The sequence below is a fragment of the Enterobacter sp. 01-M-03-SI-ECC genome (genome assembly GCF_047530215.1).
GTDB classification, from domain to species: Bacteria; Pseudomonadota; Gammaproteobacteria; order Enterobacterales; family Enterobacteriaceae; genus Enterobacter; species Enterobacter chengduensis.
Map to the genome: position 1 here is coordinate 90,539 of NZ_JBLKDA010000014.1, position 20,583 is coordinate 111,121.

Sequence of the window (20,583 nt, forward strand, 5' to 3'; positions counted from 1 at the left end):
GTTAGTGAGACGCTGCTGCCGCGTTGTGCTGGCGGTGGCGGGTCACGAAGCCCAGAACGAAGCACATGATGAACACCACGGCATACAGGCCGTTAGCGGTGTGCAGCGCCGCCAGCGGGCCGCTGTGGGCCACGATCGGGCCCGTCACCACGAAGGTGAGCATGGTGCCGATGGTGCCGCAGGTCAGAACGAAGTTCACCAGCTTCGGCGAGGCCACTTTGGTCTGCAGGGAACCGAGGGTAATGATCGAGGTGTAAATCGCGCTGGAGAAGAAGCCCAGGGTCATAATGAACCACGGCATATTGTCCGGGGAACCGTTGATGAACAGATACATCAGCACGGTTGCCAGACCCGCCAGCACGGTCAGTATGCGCTGCAGGTCGAAGAAGCGCAGGATGAAGCTAAACGCCCACATGCCGAACATGTAAGACATCCAGAAATCGCTTACCAGCTTGCCCGCGTCGTTCAGGCTCATGCCCAGACCTTTGGCGTATTCCGGTACCCAGGAGATAAAGCCCAGCTGGCCCAGGATGTAGCACAGGGCGGCGATGGAGAGGAACAGCACGCCGATGCCCCATTTCTCTTTCGCAACCGGCTCTGCGGTGGTTTGCGCTTTTTTGCCCAGCACCGGGAATTCACAGCCGAAGGTCAGGATAAAGATCGCCACGTAGACCAGACCAATGCAGGCATAGACCCAGTACCACTCGATGCTGCGCGCCAGCAGAACGGCGGCAACCATCGGGAAAATCATCCCGGCCATGCTGAAGAAGGAGTCGGTAAACAGTAGGCGCGCGCCGCGCTGGCGGCCTTCATACATGTGGGTAATCAGGAACGTACCGATCGACATGGTGATCCCGCTGACCAGGCCGAGCACGAACATCGCGGCGGAGAACAGGGCGATGCTGTGGCTCAGCATCAGGCCCGCTACGGCGGCGACCATCAGCACAAAGCCAAAACGCAGCTGGGTTTTCAACGGCACGATTTCCATCAGCCAGGCGTTCAGGAAGATAGAGATCAGGATCCCCGCGTTGAGGAAGGTAAAGGTGTTACTCATGCTGGAAACGGGCAGCTGGAAGTAGTCTGCGATATTTCCCATCACCATCCCGGTGACGATCACCAACGCGCCGGTCAGGGCGTAGGAGAAGAAGCTGATCCATGTGAGCTTGATGCGATTGCTGTTAGTCATGTCTGGCCTGTTGAAAAAAGAAAAGCGCCGGAGGGCGCTGAGAGCGTGCAAATTCTAGTCTTGAAAGTGATCCATTCCCACCTTTTCAGGAAAATTTACGAACGATTGCAGTTTTTTATGTGACGGTGATCACATAAAAAGGCGCTCTAACCAATCGTTTGCGTGGTTACAACTGTTTCAATTTCGTAAAATTAGGTAAAAGGCTGGTCTCCGTTCATACTGCTCTTTAGAATCAAGCCATTCGCTTTTTACACTGCGCTTTGTTAAGGAATTCTCATGCTCAAATCAACGCTGGCGGCTGTCGCAGCTGTGTTTGCTCTTTCTGCCGTTTCCCCTGCTGCGCTGGCAGCCAAAGGGGACCCTCACGTTCTGCTGACTACCTCTGCCGGGAATATTGAGCTGGAACTGAATAGCCAGAAAGCTCCCGTCTCTGTGAAAAACTTCCTCGACTATGTTAACAGCGGCTTCTACAACGGCACCACCTTCCACCGCGTGATCCCGGGCTTTATGGTGCAGGGCGGCGGTTTTAACGAGCAGATGCAGCAAAAGCAGCCTAACCCGCCGATTAAAAACGAAGCGGACAACGGCCTGCTGAACAAGCGCGGCACCATCTCCATGGCCCGTACCGCAGACAAAGACAGCGCCACTAGCCAGTTCTTCCTCAACGTGGCGGATAACGCCTTCCTCGACCACGGCCAGCGCGACTTCGGCTATGCGGTCTTCGGTAAAATCGTGAAAGGGATGGACGTGGCCGACAAGATTTCCCAGGTGCCTACTCACGACGTCGGTCCGTATCAGAATGTGCCGTCAAAACCGGTGGTTATCCTCTCCGCAAAAGTTCTGCCGTAATTCTTCTGAACGCGGGCTCTCCCGCCCGCGTTATATCGCCCTCCCTGCGAAAGCGCGTTTTGCTGCTTATACTTGTGGCAAACGGACTATTCAGGGAGGCGTTAAGTGAAAAAACTCACCGACAAGCAAAAATCCCGTCTCTGGGAGCAGCAGCGTAACGTCAATTTACAGGCCAGTAGTCTCCTTGAAAAAGGTCATGGTCCCGCAGAGCCCCATATTGAAACGCTGGCGCTGGGGCCTTCCGCGCCCGGGCTACCCCATCTGTGCCTCATTCACCGCCATCTGTATCACAGCGAGATGAAGCAGGCAGGCGAGCTCCGTACCGACGATATTTTTAAGGATGACATTCCCTTCTGCCATTTTGAGTACATCGAAAAGATGGGTAACGAGCTGATGGCGGCGCTTGAGAGCGAGAAATATCTTGCGGGGCTGGAGAAAGGGGCATTCGTAGACAGAGTTAGCCACTATTACTGCGAAATCAATATGCTGCACCCGTTTGTGCGCGGCAACGGCATTGCCCAGCGCGTCTTCTTTGAGCAGTTGGCCATTCATGCGGGCTACGCGCTGGACTGGCGCGATATCGATCCCGAGCAGTGGGTGTCCGCTAACCGCAGCGGCGCAACGGGGGATTTAACCGCGCTAAACGCGATCTTTGCCAAAGTAGTGAGCGAAGCCCGGGAATCTGAGTAGAATAGGGCGGCATTTTTTTCGGGGGCCGCCATGATTCTGCTGATTGATAACTACGATTCCTTCACCTGGAACCTTTACCAGTATTTTTGCGAACTGGGTGCGGAGGTGGTTGTTCGTCGCAACGACGAAATCGATCTCGCCGAGATTGCGACGCTGGCGCCGCAGAAAATCGTCATTTCACCCGGCCCCTGCACGCCGTCAGAATCGGGCGTGTCTCTGGAGGTTATCCGCCACTATGCCGGCGAGCTGCCCATTCTGGGCGTTTGCCTGGGCCACCAGGCCATCGCCCAGGCGTTTGGCGCCACCATCGTGCGTGCCGCGAAAGTGATGCACGGAAAAACTTCGCCGGTCACGCATACCGGTACCGGGGTGTTCACGGGGCTAAAAAATCCGTTAACCGTGACGCGCTACCACTCCCTGGTGATTGACCCGCCGACGCTGCCGGACTGCTTTGAGGTGACGGCCTGGAGCGATACGCAGGAGATCATGGGGATTCGCCACCGCGAGTGGGACCTCGAAGGCGTGCAGTTCCACCCGGAAAGCATCCTCAGCGAGCAGGGGCACGCGCTGCTGGCTAATTTCCTCCACCGCTGAATATCTGTTGCCTTGTTGTGATTTTTTATGCATATTTTGTGATTATATTTTCACAAGCACTGTGACATAAAATGGATGGGCATGACATGGCAACTGAACAACCAGCAATTACCCGCGCGACATTCGATGAAGTGATCCTGCCGATTTATGCACCGGCTGAGTTTATCCCGGTGAAGGGAAAAGGCAGCCGCGTCTGGGATCAGCAGGGTAAAGAGTATGTGGATTTCGCGGGCGGTATTGCGGTCACGGCGCTGGGGCATTGCCATCCCGCGCTGGTTGAGGCGCTGAAAACCCAGGGCGAAACCCTGTGGCACACCAGCAACGTGTTCACCAACGAGCCGGCGCTGCGTCTCGGCCGCAAGATCATTGACGCGACCTTCGCCGAGCGCGTGCTGTTTATGAACTCCGGCACCGAAGCCAACGAAACCGCCTTTAAGCTGGCGCGCTACTACGCGACCACGCGCCACAGCCCCTATAAAACCAAAATCATCGCCTTCCATAACGCCTTCCACGGACGTTCCTTCTTTACCGTCTCCGTCGGCGGTCAGCCGAAGTATTCCGACGGCTTTGGCCCGAAACCGGCCGACATCGTCCACGTGCCGTTTAACGATCTGCACGCGGTGAAAGCGGTGATGGACGATCACACCTGCGCGGTGGTGGTGGAACCTATTCAGGGGGAAGGCGGCGTGACCGCGGCCACTCCGGAATTTCTGCAGGGGCTGCGCGCGCTGTGCGACGAGCATCAGGCGCTGCTGGTGTTTGATGAGGTGCAGTGCGGAATGGGGCGTACCGGGGACCTGTTTGCCTATATGCACTACGGCGTGACGCCGGATATTCTGACCAGCGCCAAAGCCCTCGGCGGCGGTTTCCCGGTGAGCGCGGTCCTGACGACTCAGGAGATCGCCTCCGCGTTCCACGTCGGTTCTCACGGCTCAACCTACGGCGGTAACCCGCTGGCGAGCGCCGTGGCGGGTGCCGCATTCGACATTATCAACACGCCAGAGGTGTTGAACGGCGTTAGCGCGAAGCGCGAGCTGTTTGTGAAACACCTGCAAAAGATTGATGAGCAGTTCGACGTGTTCAGCGAGATCCGTGGGATGGGGCTGCTGATTGGCGCCGAGCTGAAGCCGCAGTTCAAGGGCCGCGCGCGCGACTTCCTGCACGCCGCCGCGCGCGAAGGGGTGATGGTGCTCAACGCCGGGCCGGACGTGATGCGCTTTGCGCCGTCGCTGGTGGTGGAAGACAATGACATCGAAGACGGGTTAGCCCGTTTTGCGGCGGCAGTCGGGAAGATCGTCCAGCAAAACTAGTACGGCGTTCGCTTTAACACGCGCGTTAACCAAACCCCATGATGCGGGCGCTGACGCCATGCCACCGACGAAATGGTGTGCATGGTGTTCAGATGCCCCAGCACGCGCTGCAAATGCTGCTCCAGGGTACTCATCGGCCCGTGGGTCAGCGTTTCCGGCGCTTCCAGAATGTTCGAATCCCCCGACTCGCCCGGCGCGTCATACTCCAGACGCTGCTGACACCGCTGCAACGCAATTTCGCACGACTGCAAATAGCGCTGCGCCAGATCCGGCGTCAGCATCGTGTGCTCGCGCGCCAGCGTGGTCATGGCGTTAATGTGCTCGACGATAAACTGGCTGTGCGTGACCCAAAGCTTCATGTCCGCCAGATAGTGCGCGTTAAAGCCCGGCTCCTGCATCGCCTGGTTGAGGGAGTTAAACAGCGCGTTGTGCGCCTGATTGACCTTCATCCGCTGCCAGGCCAGCGGCGTCGGTTGAGGATTGTCGCTGAGGATCAGCCTGATAGCCTCCTGGTCGGCCTCCAGCGCGTCGTGGGCGTTCTGGCGTAGCAGCCCGCTTTGCCACTGCGGCCAGAGCCAGACCATACCGCCGAAGGCGATCAGGCAGCCGATCAGGGTGTCGATCAGCCTGGCAACGATAAACTGTTCGCCGTTGAGCGTGAGCAGCTGCAGGGTGTATACCGCCGTCACCGTAAAGCCCACCATTGCCCAGCCGTAGTTTTTGCGGATTATCAGGTAGCTTACCAGGGTGACCGCCAGCATCCCCGCCAGCGTATAGCCCTCGGGAACGTGGAAGTGCAGCGTCACGCCCGCAACGATCAGCCCCGCCATCGTGCCGCCTGCCCGGTGCAGAATACGCACCCGCGTGGCGCCGTAGCCGTTCTGGGTGACAAACAGGACGGTCATTAAGATCCAGTAGGGTTTCGGCAGATGCAGCGCCATGCCCATCAGGCTGGCGATGCTCAGCATGACGCTAATCCGCGCGGCGTTACGCAGGGCGGACGACTTCAGGGACAAGTAGCTTTTGAGCGCGGGCAATAGCGGCAGCCGTTTCTGCTTATCCGCCATCAGGTCGCGGGGATATAGCGGGCGCTGGGTGCGCAGCACGCGGGCGATACGGCTGAAGTGCCAGGCGGCAAACTGTCCGACCGGGTTATCCGGGTGCTGACGGGCAATTTTTTCCAGCGCGCCGAGCTGTTTTTCCATGTTAAAGCGCGTGGGGTAGCGGTGGTAGAGAATATCGTCCGCCAGCACCCGCAGGCGTGCCGAGACGGTCTGCGCGTTCCAGCGGATCACCGCTTCGGCGTGGCTGCGCTCGACCAGCTTTTGCACCTCCTGCGGGTGGTGCAGGCTCACCGAAATATGCTCCTGCAGATCCAGCCCCACCTGGAAGGTGCGCAGCAGCCGTTTGTACTCGTGGTTTCTGTTGGCGGCGAGCATATGCAGCTGCTGGTAGCACTGGCTTATCAGGTCCACCACCTTCTGCTGGCGCGTCAGCAGCGGCGGTAAGGATTTTTCCGGGTCGGTATGCTGGGTGAGCAGGGTATATTTGGCTTCGCAGTACTCCGCCAGCTGCACATAGAGCAGGCTCAGGGATTCGCGCAGCGGCTGCTCCCGCCAAAGCCAGAACCAGAACCAGTTAAACACCCCGTACCACAGCGTACCGAGCGCGTAGATCAGCAGCGGCTCCCACACCGGCATATTTCCGGCGAGGCTTAACGTGAAGATGGCCGCAATCAGCGACGCGGGAAGCAGGCGGGCGTGCAGCGAACTGATTTCCGCCGTGACGCCCAGCGTCATCGCCAGCACGGTCAGGATCAGCGGCAGCGGGATATCCCGGGCAAGCAGAAGCTGCACCGCAAGGCTACAGCCCGCAAACAGGCCGCCGCCGATAATCAGGCGTTTGAAAAAGCGCTTATGCGGCGTATCCAGGCCGGCAACGTTGCAGCAGGCGGGCACGAGGGAAAACAGCAGGCCTTGCTGAAGATGTCCGAGCAGCAGGCCTATGGCCACGGGAAGACACAACACCAGCGTTTGCCGCAGTGCGTAGTTAACTTCCGGGTGATAGATCAGCCTGCGCCACATGGGGAGTAGAGACAAAAACGGCGTGACACCTTGCGATGGCACGCCGCTTAAGCGGAATTAACGCGTTCCGTAGACGACGATGGTTTTACCGTGGGCGGAGATCAGGTTTTGATCTTCCAGCATTTTCAGGATACGGCCCACTGTCTCACGGGAGCAACCGACGATCTGACCAATTTCCTGACGGGTAATTTTAATTTGCATGCCGTCCGGGTGGGTCATGGCGTCTGGCTGTTTCGCCAGGTTCAACAGGGTTTGTGCGATACGACCCGTCACGTCCAGGAAGGCGAGGTTACCCACTTTCTCTGAGGTGACCTGCAGGCGGCGCGCCATCTGGGAAGAAAGACGCATCAGGATGTCCGGGTTTACCTGGATCAGCTGACGGAACTTCTTGTAAGAAATTTCAGCCACTTCACATGCTGTCTTTGCGCGAACCCAGGCGCTACGTTCCTGGCCCTCTTCAAACAGGCCCAGTTCACCGATGAAATCGCCCTGGTTCAGATAAGAAAGGATCATCTCTTTCCCTTCTTCATCTTTGATCAGCACTGCCACCGAGCCTTTAACGATGTAATACAACGTTTCCGCTTTTTCACCCTGGTGAATCAGCGTGCTCTTTGATGGGTACTTATGAATGTGGCAATGAGACAAGAACCATTCGAGAGTCGGGTCTGTTTGCGGTTTGCCAAGCACCATGCGCTGTTATCCTCTGTTATAAGCTGTCACCAGAGTCATCAGATGCATCCGGACTCTGGGGTTGCAATCGAATTCTTACCCATACCCTGGGAAGTCGGCTACCGTAACGTTTCGCAGCCAGTAAAGTTTGATGTCCTCCGCATACATGTGTAACGTCAATGTATTACTGTAGCATCCAGAGTGTTTTAGCATAGCTTTCGCCGCGTGTCTCCTGGTGTCTCGCTTCAGCATGATGCAGGTCGCCTTCCATTGCGAGAAATGTAACGCACGCGTAATCTGTCACCAAAAATGCAACGTTGGAGTTTAAGAATATGCAAGCGCGCGTGAAATGGGTTGAAGGTTTAACGTTCCTGGGCGAGTCCGCATCAGGACACCAGATTTTGATGGACGGTAACTCAGGCGACAAAGCGCCAAGCCCGATGGAAATGGTGCTGATGGCGGCAGGGGGATGCAGCGCGATTGACGTGGTGTCGATTCTGCAAAAAGGCCGTCATGACGTAACGGATTGTGAGGTTAAACTCACGTCAGAACGTCGCGAAGAGGCGCCGCGCCTGTTTACCCACATTAACCTGCACTTTGTGGTTACCGGTAAAGAACTGAAGGACGCTGCGGTTTCACGTGCGGTTGACCTGTCTGCGGAGAAGTACTGCTCTGTGGCGTTAATGCTGGAGAAAGCGGTAAAAATCACCCATTCGTATGAGGTGATCGAGGCCTAATCTTTTGGCGGGTGGCGCTTCGCTGACCCGCCCTACAAAAGCCTAATCGTAGGCCCGGTAAGCGCAGCGCCACCGGGCAAAACAGCTTACGCGATCTGCTTCCCTTCCATCAACCGCTCCACCAGCGGCGTCATGATGAGCTCCATCGCCAGCCCCATTTTTCCACCCGGCACCACCAATGTATTCATGTGCGAAATAAATGAGCCCTGCAGCATCGCCAGCAGCCAGGGGTAATCAATGCCTTCGAGATTGCGGAAATGGATCACCACAAAGCTCTCGTCCAGCGACGGGATGCTTTTGGCCGCGAACGGGTTGGAGGTGTCCACCGTCGGCACGCGCTGGAAGTTGATGTGGGTGCGGGAGAACTGCGGCGTGAGGTAGTTGATGTAGTCTTCCATGGAGCGCACCACCGAGTCCATCACCGCCTCACGCGAATGGCCGCGCTCGCTCATGTCGCGCGTCAGCTTCTGGATCCACTCCAGGTTCACGATAGGCACCACGCCAACCAGCAGGTCCACGTGGCGCGCCACGTCGTGCTGAGGCGTGACCACGCCGCCGTGCAACCCTTCATAAAACAGCACGTCGGTGGGTTCCGGCAGCGGCTGCCAGGGGGTAAAGGTGCCCGGCACCTGATTCCAGGGAACGGCTTCATCATAGGTATGCAGATACTTGCGGGACTGCCCTTTGCCGCTCTGCCCGTACTCGATGAAGGTTTGTTCCAGCAGGCCAAAGTCATTGGCTTCCGGGCCGAAGTAGCTGATGTGTTTACCCAGATCGCGCGCCTTACGGATGGCCATGTCCATCTCCGGACGCGTGTAGCGGTGAAAGCTGTCGCCTTCGACCTCCGCCGCACGGAGATTCAGCTGGGCGAAAATCTTGCGAAAGGCGAGGCTGGTGGTGGTGGTTCCCGCACCGCTCGACCCCGTAACGGCAATAACCGGATGTCTGGCAGACATAGCAACTCCCTGACTGAAAAGGTGGAAGATCAGCCGTGAAACGCGTTGCGGGGCATGATATTCACCGTCTCATGCAGTTCTGACCACACCAGCACCACGTCGCCGCTTTTCAGCTGGCGCTTAACATCGTTGACCTTTTGCTCAAGCGAGCGTTCCTGTTCACCATAATCGGTGCCTTCGCGTAATACAAAGCTTTCAATCAGATTATCGAGCGTTTCGGGAGCCAGATCCTGCCAGGGAATGATCATTTTGCACCGTCCAGATAAGGAGTTAGCCAGTCAGGAATACGCGTCTCAAGCCACATTTTCGGGCGGCGCAACGTCCCGCCGATAAACCCGACGTGGCCGCCGTGCTCGGTCAGCTGATAGTGAACGTTGTCGGGCAGGAATTCCTGAGCGGGAATTGAGTGATGATCCATAAACGGGTCATCTTTAGCGTGAATAATCAGCGTCGGCTGGGTGATTTTGCTGAGCAGCGGCATGGCGCTGCACTGGCGATAATAGTCAATCGCATCGGCGAAGCCGTGGATTTTCGCGGTGATCAGATCGTCGAACTCGCGAATACGGCGCACCTTTTTCAGCTGGCGCAGGCTGACCGGCAGGGTATCCGGGTAGGCCTTCAGCTTACGCGCCGCGTTGGCCTTCAGCAGGTTGAGCAGGTAGCGTTGATAGACGCGGGAAAAGCCTTTATCCATGTGGTAGCTGCACTGCTCCAGCATAAACGGCGCGGAGACAATGACGGCGGCATCCAGCGGGACGCTTTCGCCCTCTTTGGCCAGCAGACAGGCCAGCATATTGCCGCCCAGCGAATAGCCCACAGCCGCCGTTGGCACCGTGCCGTAATTTTCCCGCAGCCAGTGCAAAAACCAGGTTCCGTCTTCGGTTTCACCCGAGTGATAGATACGTTTTTGACGATTTGGCTCGCCGCTGCAGCCGCGAAAATGCATCACCACGCCGAGCCAGCCGCGCGCTTTTGCCGCTTCAACTAAGCCGTGCGCATACGGGCTGTGCAGGCTGCCTTCCAGACCGTGAAAGACCACCAGCCGCGGCTTGTGGCGCGCCTGCTCCGGTGCTTCGCTCCAGGCGAGATCCAGAAAATCACCGTCCGGCAGGTCAAGCCGCTGCCAGTGCGGCGTGAACTGAACCTTGCGGCGGATCAGCCGCGGCAGCATGGTCTGCAAATGGCAGTTGGCCACGCCGCGCAGGGGCACGAACTCGGTGCTGTCTTCGGCTGCAATGTCGAAGCCTGATGGAATGATTTGGGTCATAAGGGCGATGCTGATTCTTGTCAGATATTAACGATACTTTCCGAATTGTACCCCGTTTAGCCTGGTTTTCCGAAACATGAACTGATCCCGATCACAAATCTTTACCTTGATTATTACTCTCAAGCTAATGATTCCGCTCTACGCTTAATTGATGCCTTTCTCACCAGAGCGCACACTTTACTCAACGTTAAGCAAATCAAAATGATTAGCTGAATCAGGAGGTTAATAATGTTATCTGGGCAAACACCCACCCGGCAATGGAACACGCGACGCAGCGAAAAAGCGCGTCGTCTGGCGTCCGTACCGGTGCAGGGCAAGGTACTGCCAACCGGCGATCTGGTCGCCATGCTGGAAAAACTGATCGCGCCTGGCGACAAGGTCGTTCTGGAAGGTAACAACCAGAAGCAGGCGGATTTCCTTTCCCGTTCGCTGGCAGAAGTGAACCCGCAAGTTGTCCACGACCTGCATATGATAATGCCGAGCGTCGGGCGCAGCGAGCATCTGGATATCTTTGAGAAAGGCATCGCCCGCAAGCTGGACTTCTCCTTCTCCGGTACCCAAAGCCTGCGAATCTCCCAGCTGCTGGAAGATGGTCAGCTCGAAATCGGCGCCATTCACACCTACATCGAACTTTACTCACGACTCTACGTCGACCTCTCGCCCAACGTGGCGCTGATTGCCGGCTTTAAGGCAGACCGCAAGGGCAACCTCTACACCGGGGCGAGCACTGAAGATACCCCGGCGCTGGTGGAAGCCGCTGCCTTCCACGACGGGATCGTCATCGCGCAGGTGAACGAGCTGGTGGACGACGAGTGCGATCTGCCGCGCGTCGATATCCCGGGCTCCTGGATTGACTATGTTGTCGTTGCCGACAAGCCATTCTTTATCGAACCGCTGTTTACCCGCGACCCGCGCCTGATCAAGCAGGAGCACATCCTGATGGCGATGATGGCCATTAAAGGCATCTACGCGGAACATCAGGTGCAGTCCCTGAACCACGGGATCGGCTTTAACACCGCGGCGATCGAGCTGCTGCTGCCTACCTACGGCGAGCAGCTTGGCCTTAAGGGCAAAATCTGTAAGCACTGGACGCTCAACCCGCATCCGACCCTGATCCCCGCCATCGAAAGCGGCTGGGTCGAAAGCGTGCACTGCTTCGGCGGCGAGCTGGGAATGGAGGAGTACATCCGCGCCCGTCCTGACGTGTTCTTTACCGGTGCCGACGGCTCGATGCGCTCCAACCGCGCGTTCTGCCAGCTGGCCGGCCAGTACGCGGTGGATATGTTTATCGGCTCAACTCTGCAGGTTGATGGTTACGCCAACTCTTCCACGGTGACCCGCGGCCGTCTCTCCGGCTTCGGCGGGGCGCCAAACATGGGTCACGACCCGCACGGTCGTCGCCACGCGACACCGGCCTGGCTGAACATGATCACCGAACCCGATCCGATGCAGCGCGGTAAAAAACTCGTCGTGCAGATGGTGGAAACCTTCCAGGCGGGCGTGAAGCCGACCTTCGTGGAAAAACTTGATGCCGTTGACGTGGCAAAAGCCTCCGGCATGCCGCTGGCGCCGGTGATGATTTACGGCGATGACGTGACGCACGTGCTGACGGAAGAGGGGATTGCCTATCTCTACCGGGCGAAAGACCTGGAAGAGCGTCGCGCCATGGTCGCCGCCGTGGCGGGGATCACCGATATCGGCCTGGGCGTGGACGCTAAACGCGTGGCGGAACTGCGCCAGAGCGGCAAGGTTATGTATCCGGAAGATATGGGCATTCGCCGCACCGACGCCACCCGCTCTCTGCTGGCGGCAGGCAGCGTGTCGGATCTCGTTGAATGGTCCGGCGGCCTGTATAACCCGCCTGCGAAATTCCGGAGCTGGTAATGAAACTTCTGCCCCAGATTCAGGTTGAAGGCGGTGCCGAATGGCTGGCGCGAACCGCCACGCAGTGTCTGATTGACGAAGCACGTTTAAGCCCGAAACCCGGTCTGGTGGACAGTCGGGGGAACGGCGCGCACAGCGATTTATCCCTTGCGCTAATGGAGCGCTCCGCGCACAGCCTGACCCCGACGTTTCAGGCGCTGGCGCAGCAAAGCTGGCAGCGTCCGGCAGATATTGCGCTTCGGCAAACCGTTGGCCGTCTTGGCCGTGAAGGCGAGCAGCAGATGATGGCTGCAACCGGCGGCGTAAACACCCATCGCGGTGCGATTTGGGCGCTGGGGCTGCTGGTCAGCGCGGTGGCGATGCTGGGCGGGAATGCCAGGGCGCAAGACGTCGCCCGCACTGCCGCACAGCTGGCGAGACTGCCGGACGACGCGGCGCCGAAGGTGTTCAGTAAAGGCCTGCGCGCCACGCACCGTTACCGCGTGCCGGGCGCGCGCGAAGAGGCTCAGCAGGCGTTTCCGCACGTTATGCAGCGCGCGCTGCCGCAGCTTCGCCTGAGCCGTCTCAACGGCAGTAACGAAGCGCACGCCAGGCTCGACGCGCTGATGGCGATCATGACCTCGCTCACCGACACCTGCGTGCTGTCGCGCGCAGGAATGGAGGGGCTTGACGCCATGCAGGACGGCGCCCGTGCGGTGCTGAATGCCGGAGGCTGTGCAACGGCTGCGGGCCAGCAGGCGCTGGCGAACTTAGATCGCCACATGCTCACGCTTAACGCTTCGCCGGGCGGCGCAGCCGACCTGCTTGCCGCCACGCTGTTTCTCGATCGCATCGAAACGCCTTATTCAAAGCTTTAAGAGGATGTTATGGAAAAAATCACATTGACCGTGCCAGCCAGCCGCGCGTTAAGCGGCAGAGCGCTGGCAGGCGTCGTCGGCTCCGGGGATATGGAGGTGCTCTTCACCGCCGAACCGGGCCAGACGTTAACCATTGATATCACCACCTCCGTTGACAACAGCCGGGGGCGCTGGGAGGCGCTGTTCAACCGCCTGCAAACCGTCAGCAGCCTGCCCGCAGGCAAACTGACCATCCACGACTTCGGCGCGACGCCGGGCGTGGCGCGCATTCGTATCGAACAGGTTTTTGAGGGGGTGAGCCATGCGTGATGACAGCAGCTTTATCGAACTGAAAGCGCGCCAGCGCGCGCAGGCCCTGCTCGACGAGGGCAGCTACCGCGAACTGCTGGATCCGTTTGAAGGCATTATCTCGCCGTGGCTTGGGCCGCAGGGCATTGTGCCGCAGGCGGACGACGGCATGGTGGTGGCGAAAGGCACCCTCAACGGCAAGCCAGCCGTCGTCGTGGCGATTGAAGGGGCGTTCCAGGGCGGCAGCATGGGCGAGGTGTCCGGTGCCAAAATGGCGGCGGCGCTGGAGCTGGCGGCGGAAGATAACCGCAACGGCATTCCGACTCAGGCGGTGCTTTGTCTTGAAACCGGCGGCGTGCGCCTGCAGGAAGCGAACCTCGGCCTGGCGGCGATTGCCGACATCCACGCGGCGATTGTTGACCTGCGTCGCTATACGCCGGTCATCGGGATTGTGGCGGGAACCGTGGGCTGCTTCGGCGGGATGTCCATTGCGGCAGCGCTGTGCAGCTACCTGATTGTCACCCGCGAAGCGCGTCTCGGCCTCAACGGCCCGCAGGTTATCGAGCAGGAGGCGGGCATTGAGGAGTACGACTCTCGCGACCGTCCGTTTATCTGGAGCATGACCGGGGGCGAAGTGCGCTACCAAAGCGGGCTGGTGGATGCCCTGGTGGGTGACGGCGTGAACGCGGTGAAAGCGGCGATGAACGACGCGATTGCCAAAGGCGTCCCCGCGAAACACCGCACCGACAACTACGACGATTACCTGACCCGTCTGACGAATTTCGACACCCGCAAGCAGGCCGATGCCGAACAGATTAACGCGCTTTTTGCCCGGGAGGTGAAATGATGAGTAATTCAAAAAGCCGTGGCGAACTCTGGCTGGAAACCCTCGCCCCAAATGCCAAACGCGTGGAAGGACTGTGCCCGTCCGTGCAGGCGGCAGACGGTGAGCTGAACGGCGAAGCGGTGCGCTTTATTGCCGTGGTGCCGGATGCCAACAACCACTTCCCGCGCGCGGCGAAAGGGGAAGTCGGTCTGCTGGAAGGCTGGACCCTGGCGAAAGTGGTGAGCGAAACCGTGGCCGAGGATGCCAATAAGTCCGTGAAGCGCCCGATTGTGGCGGTGATCGACGTCCCTAGCCAGGCCTATGGTCGTCGCGAAGAGGCGTTTGGTATTCATCAGGCGCTGGCCGGGGCGGCAGCAGCCTATGCGAATGCACGCCTGGCCGGTCACCCGGTGATTGGGCTTATCGTCGGCAAGGCGATGTCCGGCGCGTTTCTGGCGCACGGCTACCAGGCTAACCGCCTGATTGCCTTCAACGATAAGGGCGTGCTGATCCACGCGATGGGCAAAGAGTCTGCGGCGCGCATTACGCTGCGTACCGTCGACGCGCTGGAAAAACTGGCGGCCACCATTCCGCCCATGGCCTACGACATCAGCAACTACGCCACCCTGGGGCTGCTTTCAAACCTGCTGGACATCAGCAACCCGGATGCCCCATCCGATAACGATCTGGCGCAGGTGAAAGCGACCCTGCAACAGGCCATCAGTGACGCTCGTCAGGACACCACGCTGAAGAATCGTCTGGGTGCTGACAACCGCCGCAGCTCTGCGCTCGTCCGCGAACGTATGCGAGCCAGCTGGTAAGTAAAAAAGAGACCTGCCAGATGCATAACCCCGTGGGCGCGTTCGCCGCGCCCGCGCGGGGGCCTGCATCCTGAAAAATAATAAACATCGCACCAGTGCTAAAACTTTTTTTACTACAGGTGATTTATGACTTACGTAATTGTTCATGCTCTTGCACCGATTTTCGTCATCATGCTGCTGGGTTTCTGGGCCGGCAAGGCAAAGATGGTCGATAACAAAAACGTTTCCCTGCTGAATATCTTCGTGATGGATTTCGCCCTTCCCGCCGCGCTGTTTAGCGCCACCGTGCAAACGCCGTGGACCGGCATCGTGGCCCAGTCGCCGCTGATTCTGGTGCTGACCCTGGCGATGTGGATCACCTATGCGGTCATCTACTTCCTCGCGACCAGCGTCTTTAAGAAATCCCCGCAGGATGCGGCCGTGCTGACGCTGACCGTCGCCCTGCCAAACTATGCGGCGCTCGGCCTGCCGATTCTGGGCAGCGTGCTCGGGGAAAGCTCGTCTACCTCGCTCTCCGTGGCCGTTTCCATCGCCTGCGGTTCGGTGCTGATGACCCCGTTCTGCCTGCTGATTCTTGAACGAGAAAAAGCGCGCGCTGAGGGGAATAGCTCCGGCTCAACGCTCTCCATGCTGCCGGTGCTGATGTGGCGTTCGATTAAAAAACCGATCGTGATGGGCCCGCTGCTGGGTGTGATTTTGTCCGCCATCGGTATCAAAATGCCGGAACTGGTGCTGGCGGCGATTAAACCGCTGGGGCTCTCCGCGACCGCGGCGGCGCTGTTCCTGACCGGGGTGATCCTCTCTGCCCGCAAGCTGCAGATTAACACCATGGTGATTACGTCAACTATTGCCAAGCTGCTGATTCAGCCCGCGATTGCCTGGGGTATCGTGCTGATCTTCGGTCTGCACGGCTCCGTGGCGATCACCGCTATCCTGATGATTGCGCTCTCTGCGGGCTTCTTCGGCGTGGTGTTCGGTAACCGCTTTGGCGTGCAGTCGCCGGATGCAGAGGCCGTGCTGCTGTTAAGCTCCGTACTGTGTATCCTGTCGCTGCCGCTGTTTATCTCGCTGACTTCAGGAATGTAATTATGACCACAGCATTACGCCCGCACGACCTCATCTGGCTCACCGCACGCGACGCGCTGGAAGGCATTACCGACTCCTGGGTTGAGGCGGCCTGGCATACCGGCCTGCCGGTCGTGGTGCGGCGTGATGTTGACAGTGAAGGCCGTATTCCCGTTGGCGTGCGCGGACTGCGCCGCGACCAGCGTGCGGCCGGATGGGTGAAGCCGGAAAACGTGCTGCGCGTGGTGTCACCCGAATCACTGAGCGTAACGGCGGACCTGCTGCGTTCGCCGTTTGTCACGCAGCCTCCGGTTCAGGTGGCGCTTCAGCTTTCTCAGCAGGCCTGGCCGTGGACGTGGGGCATTACCGGCAGCACCGGCTACGCGCTGGCGACCGGCATTCCGGTCATTCGCGCCGACAGCGATCTCGACCTGCTGATCCGCGCCCCGCGGCCGATTTCCCCTGACGCATTTACCGCATGGCAGACGCAGCTCGACCGCGCCTTGTGCCGGGCGGATACGCAGGTGGATACGCCCGACGGCGGCTTCGCGCTGGCAGAGTGGCTGCGCGACGGTAAAACGCTGCTGAAAACGAGCCGCGGACCGCGCCTGGTGGCCGATCCGTGGCGCAGGGAGGAGTGATGAAAATACTGTTTACCTTTCCGGGGCAGGGCACGCAGCATGAAGGCATGCTGCAAAACCTGCCGGGAACGACGCTGGCGGAGGCACGCGAGGTGCTGGGCAGCGAAGTCGATACGCTCGATAGTGCGGCCTCACTCGCTCATACCCGCGCGGTTCAGCTGTGTCTGCTGATTTCTGGCGTAGCCTGGGCGCGCGAGCTCGAACGGCGCGGCGTGACGCCGGACATTGTGAGCGGGCTTTCAATCGGCGGTTATCCTGCGGCGGTCATCGCGGGCGCGCTGGACTTTACCGACGCGCTGAAGCTGGTGGCCCTGCGCGGCGATCTGATGGAGCAGGCGTACCCGCACGGCTATGGTTTGACGGCGATTATGGGCCTGACGTTGTCGCAGGTGGAAACGCTTATCGACGGCACGGGAACGTATATTGCCAACCTGAATGCCGAAACGCAGATCGTGATTGCCGGAAGCGACGACGGGATGGCGCAGGCGGCGGCACGCGCGCTGGCAAAAGGGGGGAGCAAGGCTAAACGGCTGGCGGTCAGCGTACCGTCGCACTGCGCGCTGCTGGCCGAACCGGCGCAGACGCTGGCGGCGGCGTTTGAATCGGTTGCGCTTTCACGCCCGCACTGCGCGTATCTGAGCGGCAGCACCGGACGGGTGCTGTGGCAGCCGGAAAAAATAGCCGACGATCTGGCGATGAATATGGCGCGCACGGTGCGCTGGCAGGAGGCGATGATTTCCGCCAACGAACGTGAAGCCCGGCTGGCAATCGAGATGCCGCCCGGCGGCGTGCTGACCTGCTTAACGCGACAGGCGGTGTGGGAAGGCGAGACGATTGCACTGGAGCGCAGCGGCGTTGACGTGGCGGTGCATCTGGCGGGTCGGCTTCGTGCGTGAGTTTTTTGCCAGGTGGCGGCTTCGCCTTACCCGGCCTACTCCCGAATTGTAGTTTTGTAGGCCGGGTAAGCGCAGCGCCACCCGGCAAGGCATCACGCACTATCCTGCAAGCTGCGCGCATACATCCGCCCTTCGGCGGCGAGCGCGCGCAGGCTCGGATCCTGCTCGCGGTTGCGGGCGAAGACAATCGCAATCAGCTGCTGCATCTGGTACGGCTCCGCCAGCTTCAATAGCTGCACCGAATTCTCATACACCTTCTTCATCCTGCCCGGCATCAGCGTAAAGCCGACTCCCGCCTGCACCAGGCTCAGCATAGAGAAAATGTCGTTCACGCGCGTAACGATCTCCGGCTCGAACCCGGCGATATGAAACGCTTCCTGAAAGCCCGCGTAGGTGGCAAACCCTTCCGCCAGCGAGACAAACTTCTGATCCTTGTAGTCCCGCAGATCCGCAGGCCCGCTGGTGTTCAGCGTGGCGGAAGCCGGGGCGGCAAGGAAAATGTCGTCGTGGAAAAGGGGAAGAACCTCAAGGGTGTTGCGGTCGATATCGCTTTCGGAGATGGAGATCAATATGGCATCCAGCGACCCGTCATCCAGCATGTGGAGTAACGTTTCGTTAGATCCCATCGTCAGGTCCATTTCCAGATCCGGACGGCGCAGCTTCATGCCCATAATCAGGCGCGGGACGGTTTCCAGGGTGAGCGAGTAGAGCGTCCCCACCCGCAGCCGGCCCTGGCCGATGCCGGCAATTTTGCGCGCTTCATCAAGCCCGCGCTCCATTACCTGCATCACCTCCTGGCAATACTCCAGCAGCGTCCAGGCAGAGGGAAGCGCAATCAGGTTGCGCCCCTTGTGGGTAAAGAGCGGGCAGCGCACGTTCTCTTCCAGGGTGTGCAGCGCGCGGTGCACGCTGACGCCGCTCAGGCCCAGCGTTTCGGCGGTGCGCGCGATATTCCCCTTCTCCATAAACGTCATGAAGATGCTGAGCTTGCGGAACGTAATCTCGCTCGTGGTATCGAAACGCATAACCCTCCCGGCGTGTTAGTCGGCCTGCAGCATCGCTTCCAGCTGTTCCTGCGTATCCAGCCACGCCATTTCGCACTCTTCGAGACTGGATTTGGTCTTCGCCTGGGTTTGCAGGCAGTCCGTAAGTTCCGCTTTACGGCTCTGGTCATACAGACCGCTGTCGCCGAGCTTCTCTTCAACGGCGGCAAGCGTGGCGTTGAGCTTTTCCATCTCTTTTTCGAGACGGGCAATCTCTTTACGCAGCGGCTGCGTCTGGGTGCGCAGCTCCGCTTCGCGACGCTTCTGGTCCTTACGCGCCTGCGCGCTGTTGGCGTTCTCTTTCGCAGACTCCTCCGGCTGGTTCTCCTGCTTCTGCACGTCCGTCAGCCACTGCTGGTAGTCTTCCAGATCGCCGTCGAACGGTTCGACTTTGCCGTCGTGCACTAAGTAGAGATCGTCCGTGGTGGAGCGGATCAGGTGACGATCGTGCGACACCACCACCAGCGCGCCTTCGAACTCGATCAGCGCTTCGGTCAGCGCCTGACGCATATCGAGATCCAGGTGGTTGGTCGGTTCATCGAGCAGCAGCAGGTTCGGGCGCTGCCAGACGATCAGCGCCAGCACCAGACGGGCTTTTTCGCCGCCGGAGAAGCGCTCGGTATTCTCAGTGACCTTATCGCCCTGGAAGCCGAAGCCGCCGAGATAGTCGCGCAGCTTCTGCTCCATCTCCTGCGGCGCCAGGCGCGCGAGGTGCTGAATCGGGGATTCATCCGCGCGTAAAAATTCCAGCTGATGCTGGGCGAAGTAGCCCAGCTTGATGCCCTTCGCCAGGCCGATTTCACCCTTGACCGGGTTAAGTTCGCCCGCGAGCAGCTTGATCAGCGTCGATTTACCGGCACCGTTGCGCCCCAGCAGGCCAATACGTGAACCCGGCACCAGGTTGAGCTTGATGGAGTCGAGAATGATGCGGTCGTTATAACCCGCGCTGACTTTCTCCATTTTCAGCAGCGGGTTCGGCAGGCTTTCCGGCGCGCGGAAGCTGAAGTGGAACGGGTTGTCGACGTGCGCCGGGGCGATCATCTCCATGCGCTCCAGCATCTTGATGCGGCTCTGGGCCTGCTTGGCTTTTGACGCCTTAGCCTTGAAGCGATCCACAAAGCTCTGCAGGTGCGCCACGCGCTGCTGCTGGCTTTCGTACATCGACTGCTGCTGGGCAAGGCGCGTCGCGCGCTGGCGCTCAAAGGAGCTGTAGTTGCCGGTGTACTCGAACATCGTTTGCTGTTCGATATGAATGATTTTATCCACCACCGGGTCAAGGAAGTCCCGGTCGTGGGAGATCAGAATCAGAGTGCCCTGATAGCTCTTGAGCCACTTCTCCAGCCAAATAACCGCATCGAGATCGAGGTGGTTAGTCGGTTCATCGAGCAGCAACAGGTCAGAGCGGCAGATCAGCGCCTGCGCCAGGTTGAGGCGCATACGCCAGCCGCCGGAGAAGTCGCTGACCGGGCGTTCCAGCTGTTCATTGCTGAAGCCCAGGCCGTGCAGCAGGCTGGAGGCGCGGGAGCGAATGGTCCACGCGTCGATGGCGTCCAGCTTGCCGTGAACGGTGGCGATGGCGTGACCGTCGTTGCGCTCGTTAGCGGCGTTGAGTTCCGCCTCAAGCTTACGGTACTCACGGTCGCCGTCGATAACATAGTCGAGTGCCGGTTCGCTCAGGGCTGGCGTCTCCTGGTTCACCCAGGCGAGCTGCCAGTTCCCGGGGAAGGTGAAGTTACCGCCATCCGCGCTAATCTCGTTTTTCAGCAGCGCCAGCAGCGTGGACTTACCGCAGCCGTTTTTGCCGACCAGACCCACTTTTTGGCCCGGGTTGATGGTAGCAGTGGCGTTATCCAGCAGGACGCGCACGCCGCGACGAATTTGTAACGAGGAGAAAACAATCATAGAAGCGCCGTATGTTCC

The 20,583-nt window shown here is 59.5% G+C and carries 21 protein-coding genes; 13 read left to right on the plus strand and 8 right to left on the minus strand.

The window, feature by feature from the left end:
* Position 1: 1 nt before the first annotated feature.
* Complete coding sequence (gene tsgA, locus ACMWKK_RS14240; RefSeq protein WP_032644557.1) at positions 2-1,186, minus strand: MFS transporter TsgA; 1,185 nt, start codon at positions 1,184-1,186, stop codon at positions 2-4.
* 276 nt (positions 1,187-1,462) lie between these two features.
* Between tsgA and ppiA the strand changes: the two genes are divergently transcribed.
* The 4 genes from ppiA (at position 1,463) to argD (ending at position 4,629) form a co-directional block, all read left to right on the plus strand.
* Complete coding sequence (ppiA, locus tag ACMWKK_RS14245) at positions 1,463-2,035, plus strand: peptidylprolyl isomerase A (protein WP_045330487.1); 573 nt, start codon at positions 1,463-1,465, stop codon at positions 2,033-2,035.
* A 105-nt stretch (positions 2,036-2,140) separates the two neighbouring features.
* Complete coding sequence (locus tag ACMWKK_RS14250) at positions 2,141-2,725, plus strand: putative adenosine monophosphate-protein transferase Fic (protein ID WP_112779978.1); 585 nt, start codon at positions 2,141-2,143, stop codon at positions 2,723-2,725.
* Between the two features lie 30 nt (positions 2,726-2,755).
* Complete coding sequence (pabA, locus tag ACMWKK_RS14255) at positions 2,756-3,319, plus strand: aminodeoxychorismate synthase component 2 (protein WP_112779979.1); 564 nt, start codon at positions 2,756-2,758, stop codon at positions 3,317-3,319.
* An 86-nt stretch (positions 3,320-3,405) separates the two neighbouring features.
* Entirely contained in the window at positions 3,406-4,629 is a 1,224-nt protein-coding gene (argD, locus tag ACMWKK_RS14260; RefSeq protein WP_181663639.1) for a bifunctional acetylornithine/succinyldiaminopimelate transaminase, read from the plus strand.
* Here argD and ACMWKK_RS14265 read toward each other — a convergent pair.
* Together ACMWKK_RS14265 and crp are read right to left on the minus strand one after the other, a co-directional pair.
* Positions 4,626-6,713: a YccS/YhfK family putative transporter gene (locus tag ACMWKK_RS14265; protein ID WP_048994658.1), complete on the minus strand. Its 2,088-nt coding sequence runs from the start codon at positions 6,711-6,713 to the stop codon at positions 4,626-4,628. The genes argD and ACMWKK_RS14265 overlap by 4 nt on opposite strands.
* 57 nt (positions 6,714-6,770) lie before the next feature.
* Positions 6,771-7,403 (minus strand): cAMP-activated global transcriptional regulator CRP, encoded by a 633-nt coding sequence (gene crp / locus ACMWKK_RS14270; protein ID WP_000242758.1) that lies wholly within the window; start codon positions 7,401-7,403, stop codon positions 6,771-6,773.
* A gap of 311 nt (positions 7,404-7,714) precedes the next feature.
* On the opposite strand from crp, the gene ACMWKK_RS14275 reads away from it, so the two are divergent.
* A complete protein-coding gene (locus ACMWKK_RS14275; protein WP_008503018.1) occupies positions 7,715-8,119 on the plus strand; it encodes an OsmC family protein in 405 nt (134 codons plus the stop codon).
* 86 nt (positions 8,120-8,205) lie between these two features.
* On the opposite strand, the gene ACMWKK_RS14280 is transcribed toward ACMWKK_RS14275, so the two are convergent.
* The 3 genes from ACMWKK_RS14280 to ACMWKK_RS14290 are packed head-to-tail and all read right to left on the minus strand — an operon-like array spanning position 8,206 to position 10,342.
* Positions 8,206-9,075 carry a phosphoribulokinase gene (locus ACMWKK_RS14280; protein ID WP_032644550.1) on the minus strand — a complete coding sequence of 290 codons (870 nt, stop codon included), beginning with the start codon at positions 9,073-9,075 and terminating at the stop codon, positions 8,206-8,208.
* 29 nt (positions 9,076-9,104) lie between these two features.
* On the minus strand, positions 9,105-9,323 hold the full coding sequence (locus tag ACMWKK_RS14285; protein ID WP_008503016.1) for a YheU family protein: 219 nt from the start codon (positions 9,321-9,323) through the stop codon (positions 9,105-9,107).
* A complete protein-coding gene (locus ACMWKK_RS14290) occupies positions 9,320-10,342 on the minus strand; it encodes a hydrolase (protein ID WP_045330497.1) in 1,023 nt (340 codons plus the stop codon). Before ACMWKK_RS14290 ends, ACMWKK_RS14285 begins: the two co-directional genes overlap by 4 nt.
* Before the next feature lie 228 nt (positions 10,343-10,570).
* Between ACMWKK_RS14290 and mdcA the strand changes: the two genes are divergently transcribed.
* The 8 genes from mdcA (at position 10,571) to mdcH (ending at position 17,620) form a co-directional block, all read left to right on the plus strand.
* The gene (gene mdcA, locus ACMWKK_RS14295) at positions 10,571-12,226 is read left to right on the plus strand and encodes a malonate decarboxylase subunit alpha (RefSeq protein ID WP_112779981.1); all 1,656 of its coding nucleotides are present in this window, start codon (positions 10,571-10,573) and stop codon (positions 12,224-12,226) included.
* A complete protein-coding gene (locus tag ACMWKK_RS14300; protein ID WP_112779982.1) occupies positions 12,226-13,083 on the plus strand; it encodes a triphosphoribosyl-dephospho-CoA synthase in 858 nt (285 codons plus the stop codon). The genes mdcA and ACMWKK_RS14300 overlap by 1 nt, the downstream gene beginning before the upstream one ends.
* A gap of 9 nt (positions 13,084-13,092) precedes the next feature.
* On the plus strand, positions 13,093-13,392 hold the full coding sequence (gene mdcC / locus ACMWKK_RS14305; RefSeq protein ID WP_014885504.1) for a malonate decarboxylase acyl carrier protein: 300 nt from the start codon (positions 13,093-13,095) through the stop codon (positions 13,390-13,392).
* Positions 13,385-14,218 carry a biotin-independent malonate decarboxylase subunit beta gene (locus tag ACMWKK_RS14310; RefSeq protein ID WP_112779983.1) on the plus strand — a complete coding sequence of 278 codons (834 nt, stop codon included), beginning with the start codon at positions 13,385-13,387 and terminating at the stop codon, positions 14,216-14,218. Before mdcC ends, ACMWKK_RS14310 begins: the two co-directional genes overlap by 8 nt.
* Positions 14,218-15,018 (plus strand): biotin-independent malonate decarboxylase subunit gamma, encoded by an 801-nt coding sequence (mdcE, locus tag ACMWKK_RS14315; protein WP_112779994.1) that lies wholly within the window; start codon positions 14,218-14,220, stop codon positions 15,016-15,018. The genes ACMWKK_RS14310 and mdcE overlap by 1 nt, the downstream gene beginning before the upstream one ends.
* A gap of 126 nt (positions 15,019-15,144) precedes the next feature.
* Positions 15,145-16,104 (plus strand): AEC family transporter, encoded by a 960-nt coding sequence (locus tag ACMWKK_RS14320; RefSeq protein ID WP_045330508.1) that lies wholly within the window; start codon positions 15,145-15,147, stop codon positions 16,102-16,104.
* A gap of 2 nt (positions 16,105-16,106) precedes the next feature.
* Positions 16,107-16,724 (plus strand): malonate decarboxylase holo-ACP synthase, encoded by a 618-nt coding sequence (locus ACMWKK_RS14325; protein ID WP_112779984.1) that lies wholly within the window; start codon positions 16,107-16,109, stop codon positions 16,722-16,724.
* Positions 16,724-17,620, plus strand: coding sequence for a malonate decarboxylase subunit epsilon (gene mdcH / locus ACMWKK_RS14330; protein ID WP_406542821.1), 897 nt, complete (start codon positions 16,724-16,726; stop codon positions 17,618-17,620). The genes ACMWKK_RS14325 and mdcH overlap by 1 nt, the downstream gene beginning before the upstream one ends.
* Before the next feature lie 92 nt (positions 17,621-17,712).
* Here mdcH and ACMWKK_RS14335 read toward each other — a convergent pair whose 3' ends face one another.
* Both ACMWKK_RS14335 and ACMWKK_RS14340 read right to left on the minus strand, forming a co-directional pair.
* A complete protein-coding gene (locus tag ACMWKK_RS14335; protein WP_112779986.1) occupies positions 17,713-18,645 on the minus strand; it encodes a LysR substrate-binding domain-containing protein in 933 nt (310 codons plus the stop codon).
* A 15-nt stretch (positions 18,646-18,660) separates the two neighbouring features.
* Complete coding sequence (locus tag ACMWKK_RS14340) at positions 18,661-20,565, minus strand: ABC transporter ATP-binding protein (RefSeq protein ID WP_112779987.1); 1,905 nt, start codon at positions 20,563-20,565, stop codon at positions 18,661-18,663.
* Positions 20,566-20,583 lie beyond the last annotated feature (18 nt).

Excerpts from the sequence above, each read along its gene's own strand:
- tsgA (WP_032644557.1), bottom strand. The coding sequence starts at position 1,186 with ATGACTAACAGCAATCGCATCAAGCTCACATGGATCAGCTTCTTCTCC.
- ACMWKK_RS14310 (WP_112779983.1), top strand. The coding sequence starts at position 13,385 with ATGCGTGATGACAGCAGCTTTATCGAACTGAAAGCGCGCCAGCGCGCG.
- mdcA (WP_112779981.1), top strand. The coding sequence starts at position 10,571 with ATGTTATCTGGGCAAACACCCACCCGGCAATGGAACACGCGACGCAGC.
- ACMWKK_RS14325 (WP_112779984.1), top strand. The coding sequence starts at position 16,107 with ATGACCACAGCATTACGCCCGCACGACCTCATCTGGCTCACCGCACGC.
- ACMWKK_RS14280 (WP_032644550.1), bottom strand. The coding sequence starts at position 9,075 with ATGTCTGCCAGACATCCGGTTATTGCCGTTACGGGGTCGAGCGGTGCG.
- mdcH (WP_406542821.1), top strand. The coding sequence starts at position 16,724 with ATGAAAATACTGTTTACCTTTCCGGGGCAGGGCACGCAGCATGAAGGC.
- crp (WP_000242758.1), bottom strand. The coding sequence starts at position 7,403 with ATGGTGCTTGGCAAACCGCAAACAGACCCGACTCTCGAATGGTTCTTG.
- ACMWKK_RS14285 (WP_008503016.1), bottom strand. The coding sequence starts at position 9,323 with ATGATCATTCCCTGGCAGGATCTGGCTCCCGAAACGCTCGATAATCTG.
- ACMWKK_RS14275 (WP_008503018.1), top strand. The coding sequence starts at position 7,715 with ATGCAAGCGCGCGTGAAATGGGTTGAAGGTTTAACGTTCCTGGGCGAG.
- ACMWKK_RS14320 (WP_045330508.1), top strand. The coding sequence starts at position 15,145 with ATGACTTACGTAATTGTTCATGCTCTTGCACCGATTTTCGTCATCATG.
- mdcC (WP_014885504.1), top strand. The coding sequence starts at position 13,093 with ATGGAAAAAATCACATTGACCGTGCCAGCCAGCCGCGCGTTAAGCGGC.
- argD (WP_181663639.1), top strand. The coding sequence starts at position 3,406 with ATGGCAACTGAACAACCAGCAATTACCCGCGCGACATTCGATGAAGTG.
- pabA (WP_112779979.1), top strand. The coding sequence starts at position 2,756 with ATGATTCTGCTGATTGATAACTACGATTCCTTCACCTGGAACCTTTAC.
- ACMWKK_RS14335 (WP_112779986.1), bottom strand. The coding sequence starts at position 18,645 with ATGCGTTTCGATACCACGAGCGAGATTACGTTCCGCAAGCTCAGCATC.
- ACMWKK_RS14290 (WP_045330497.1), bottom strand. The coding sequence starts at position 10,342 with ATGACCCAAATCATTCCATCAGGCTTCGACATTGCAGCCGAAGACAGC.
- ppiA (WP_045330487.1), top strand. The coding sequence starts at position 1,463 with ATGCTCAAATCAACGCTGGCGGCTGTCGCAGCTGTGTTTGCTCTTTCT.
- ACMWKK_RS14300 (WP_112779982.1), top strand. The coding sequence starts at position 12,226 with ATGAAACTTCTGCCCCAGATTCAGGTTGAAGGCGGTGCCGAATGGCTG.
- mdcE (WP_112779994.1), top strand. The coding sequence starts at position 14,218 with ATGAGTAATTCAAAAAGCCGTGGCGAACTCTGGCTGGAAACCCTCGCC.
- ACMWKK_RS14265 (WP_048994658.1), bottom strand. The coding sequence starts at position 6,713 with ATGTGGCGCAGGCTGATCTATCACCCGGAAGTTAACTACGCACTGCGG.
- ACMWKK_RS14340 (WP_112779987.1), bottom strand. The coding sequence starts at position 20,565 with ATGATTGTTTTCTCCTCGTTACAAATTCGTCGCGGCGTGCGCGTCCTG.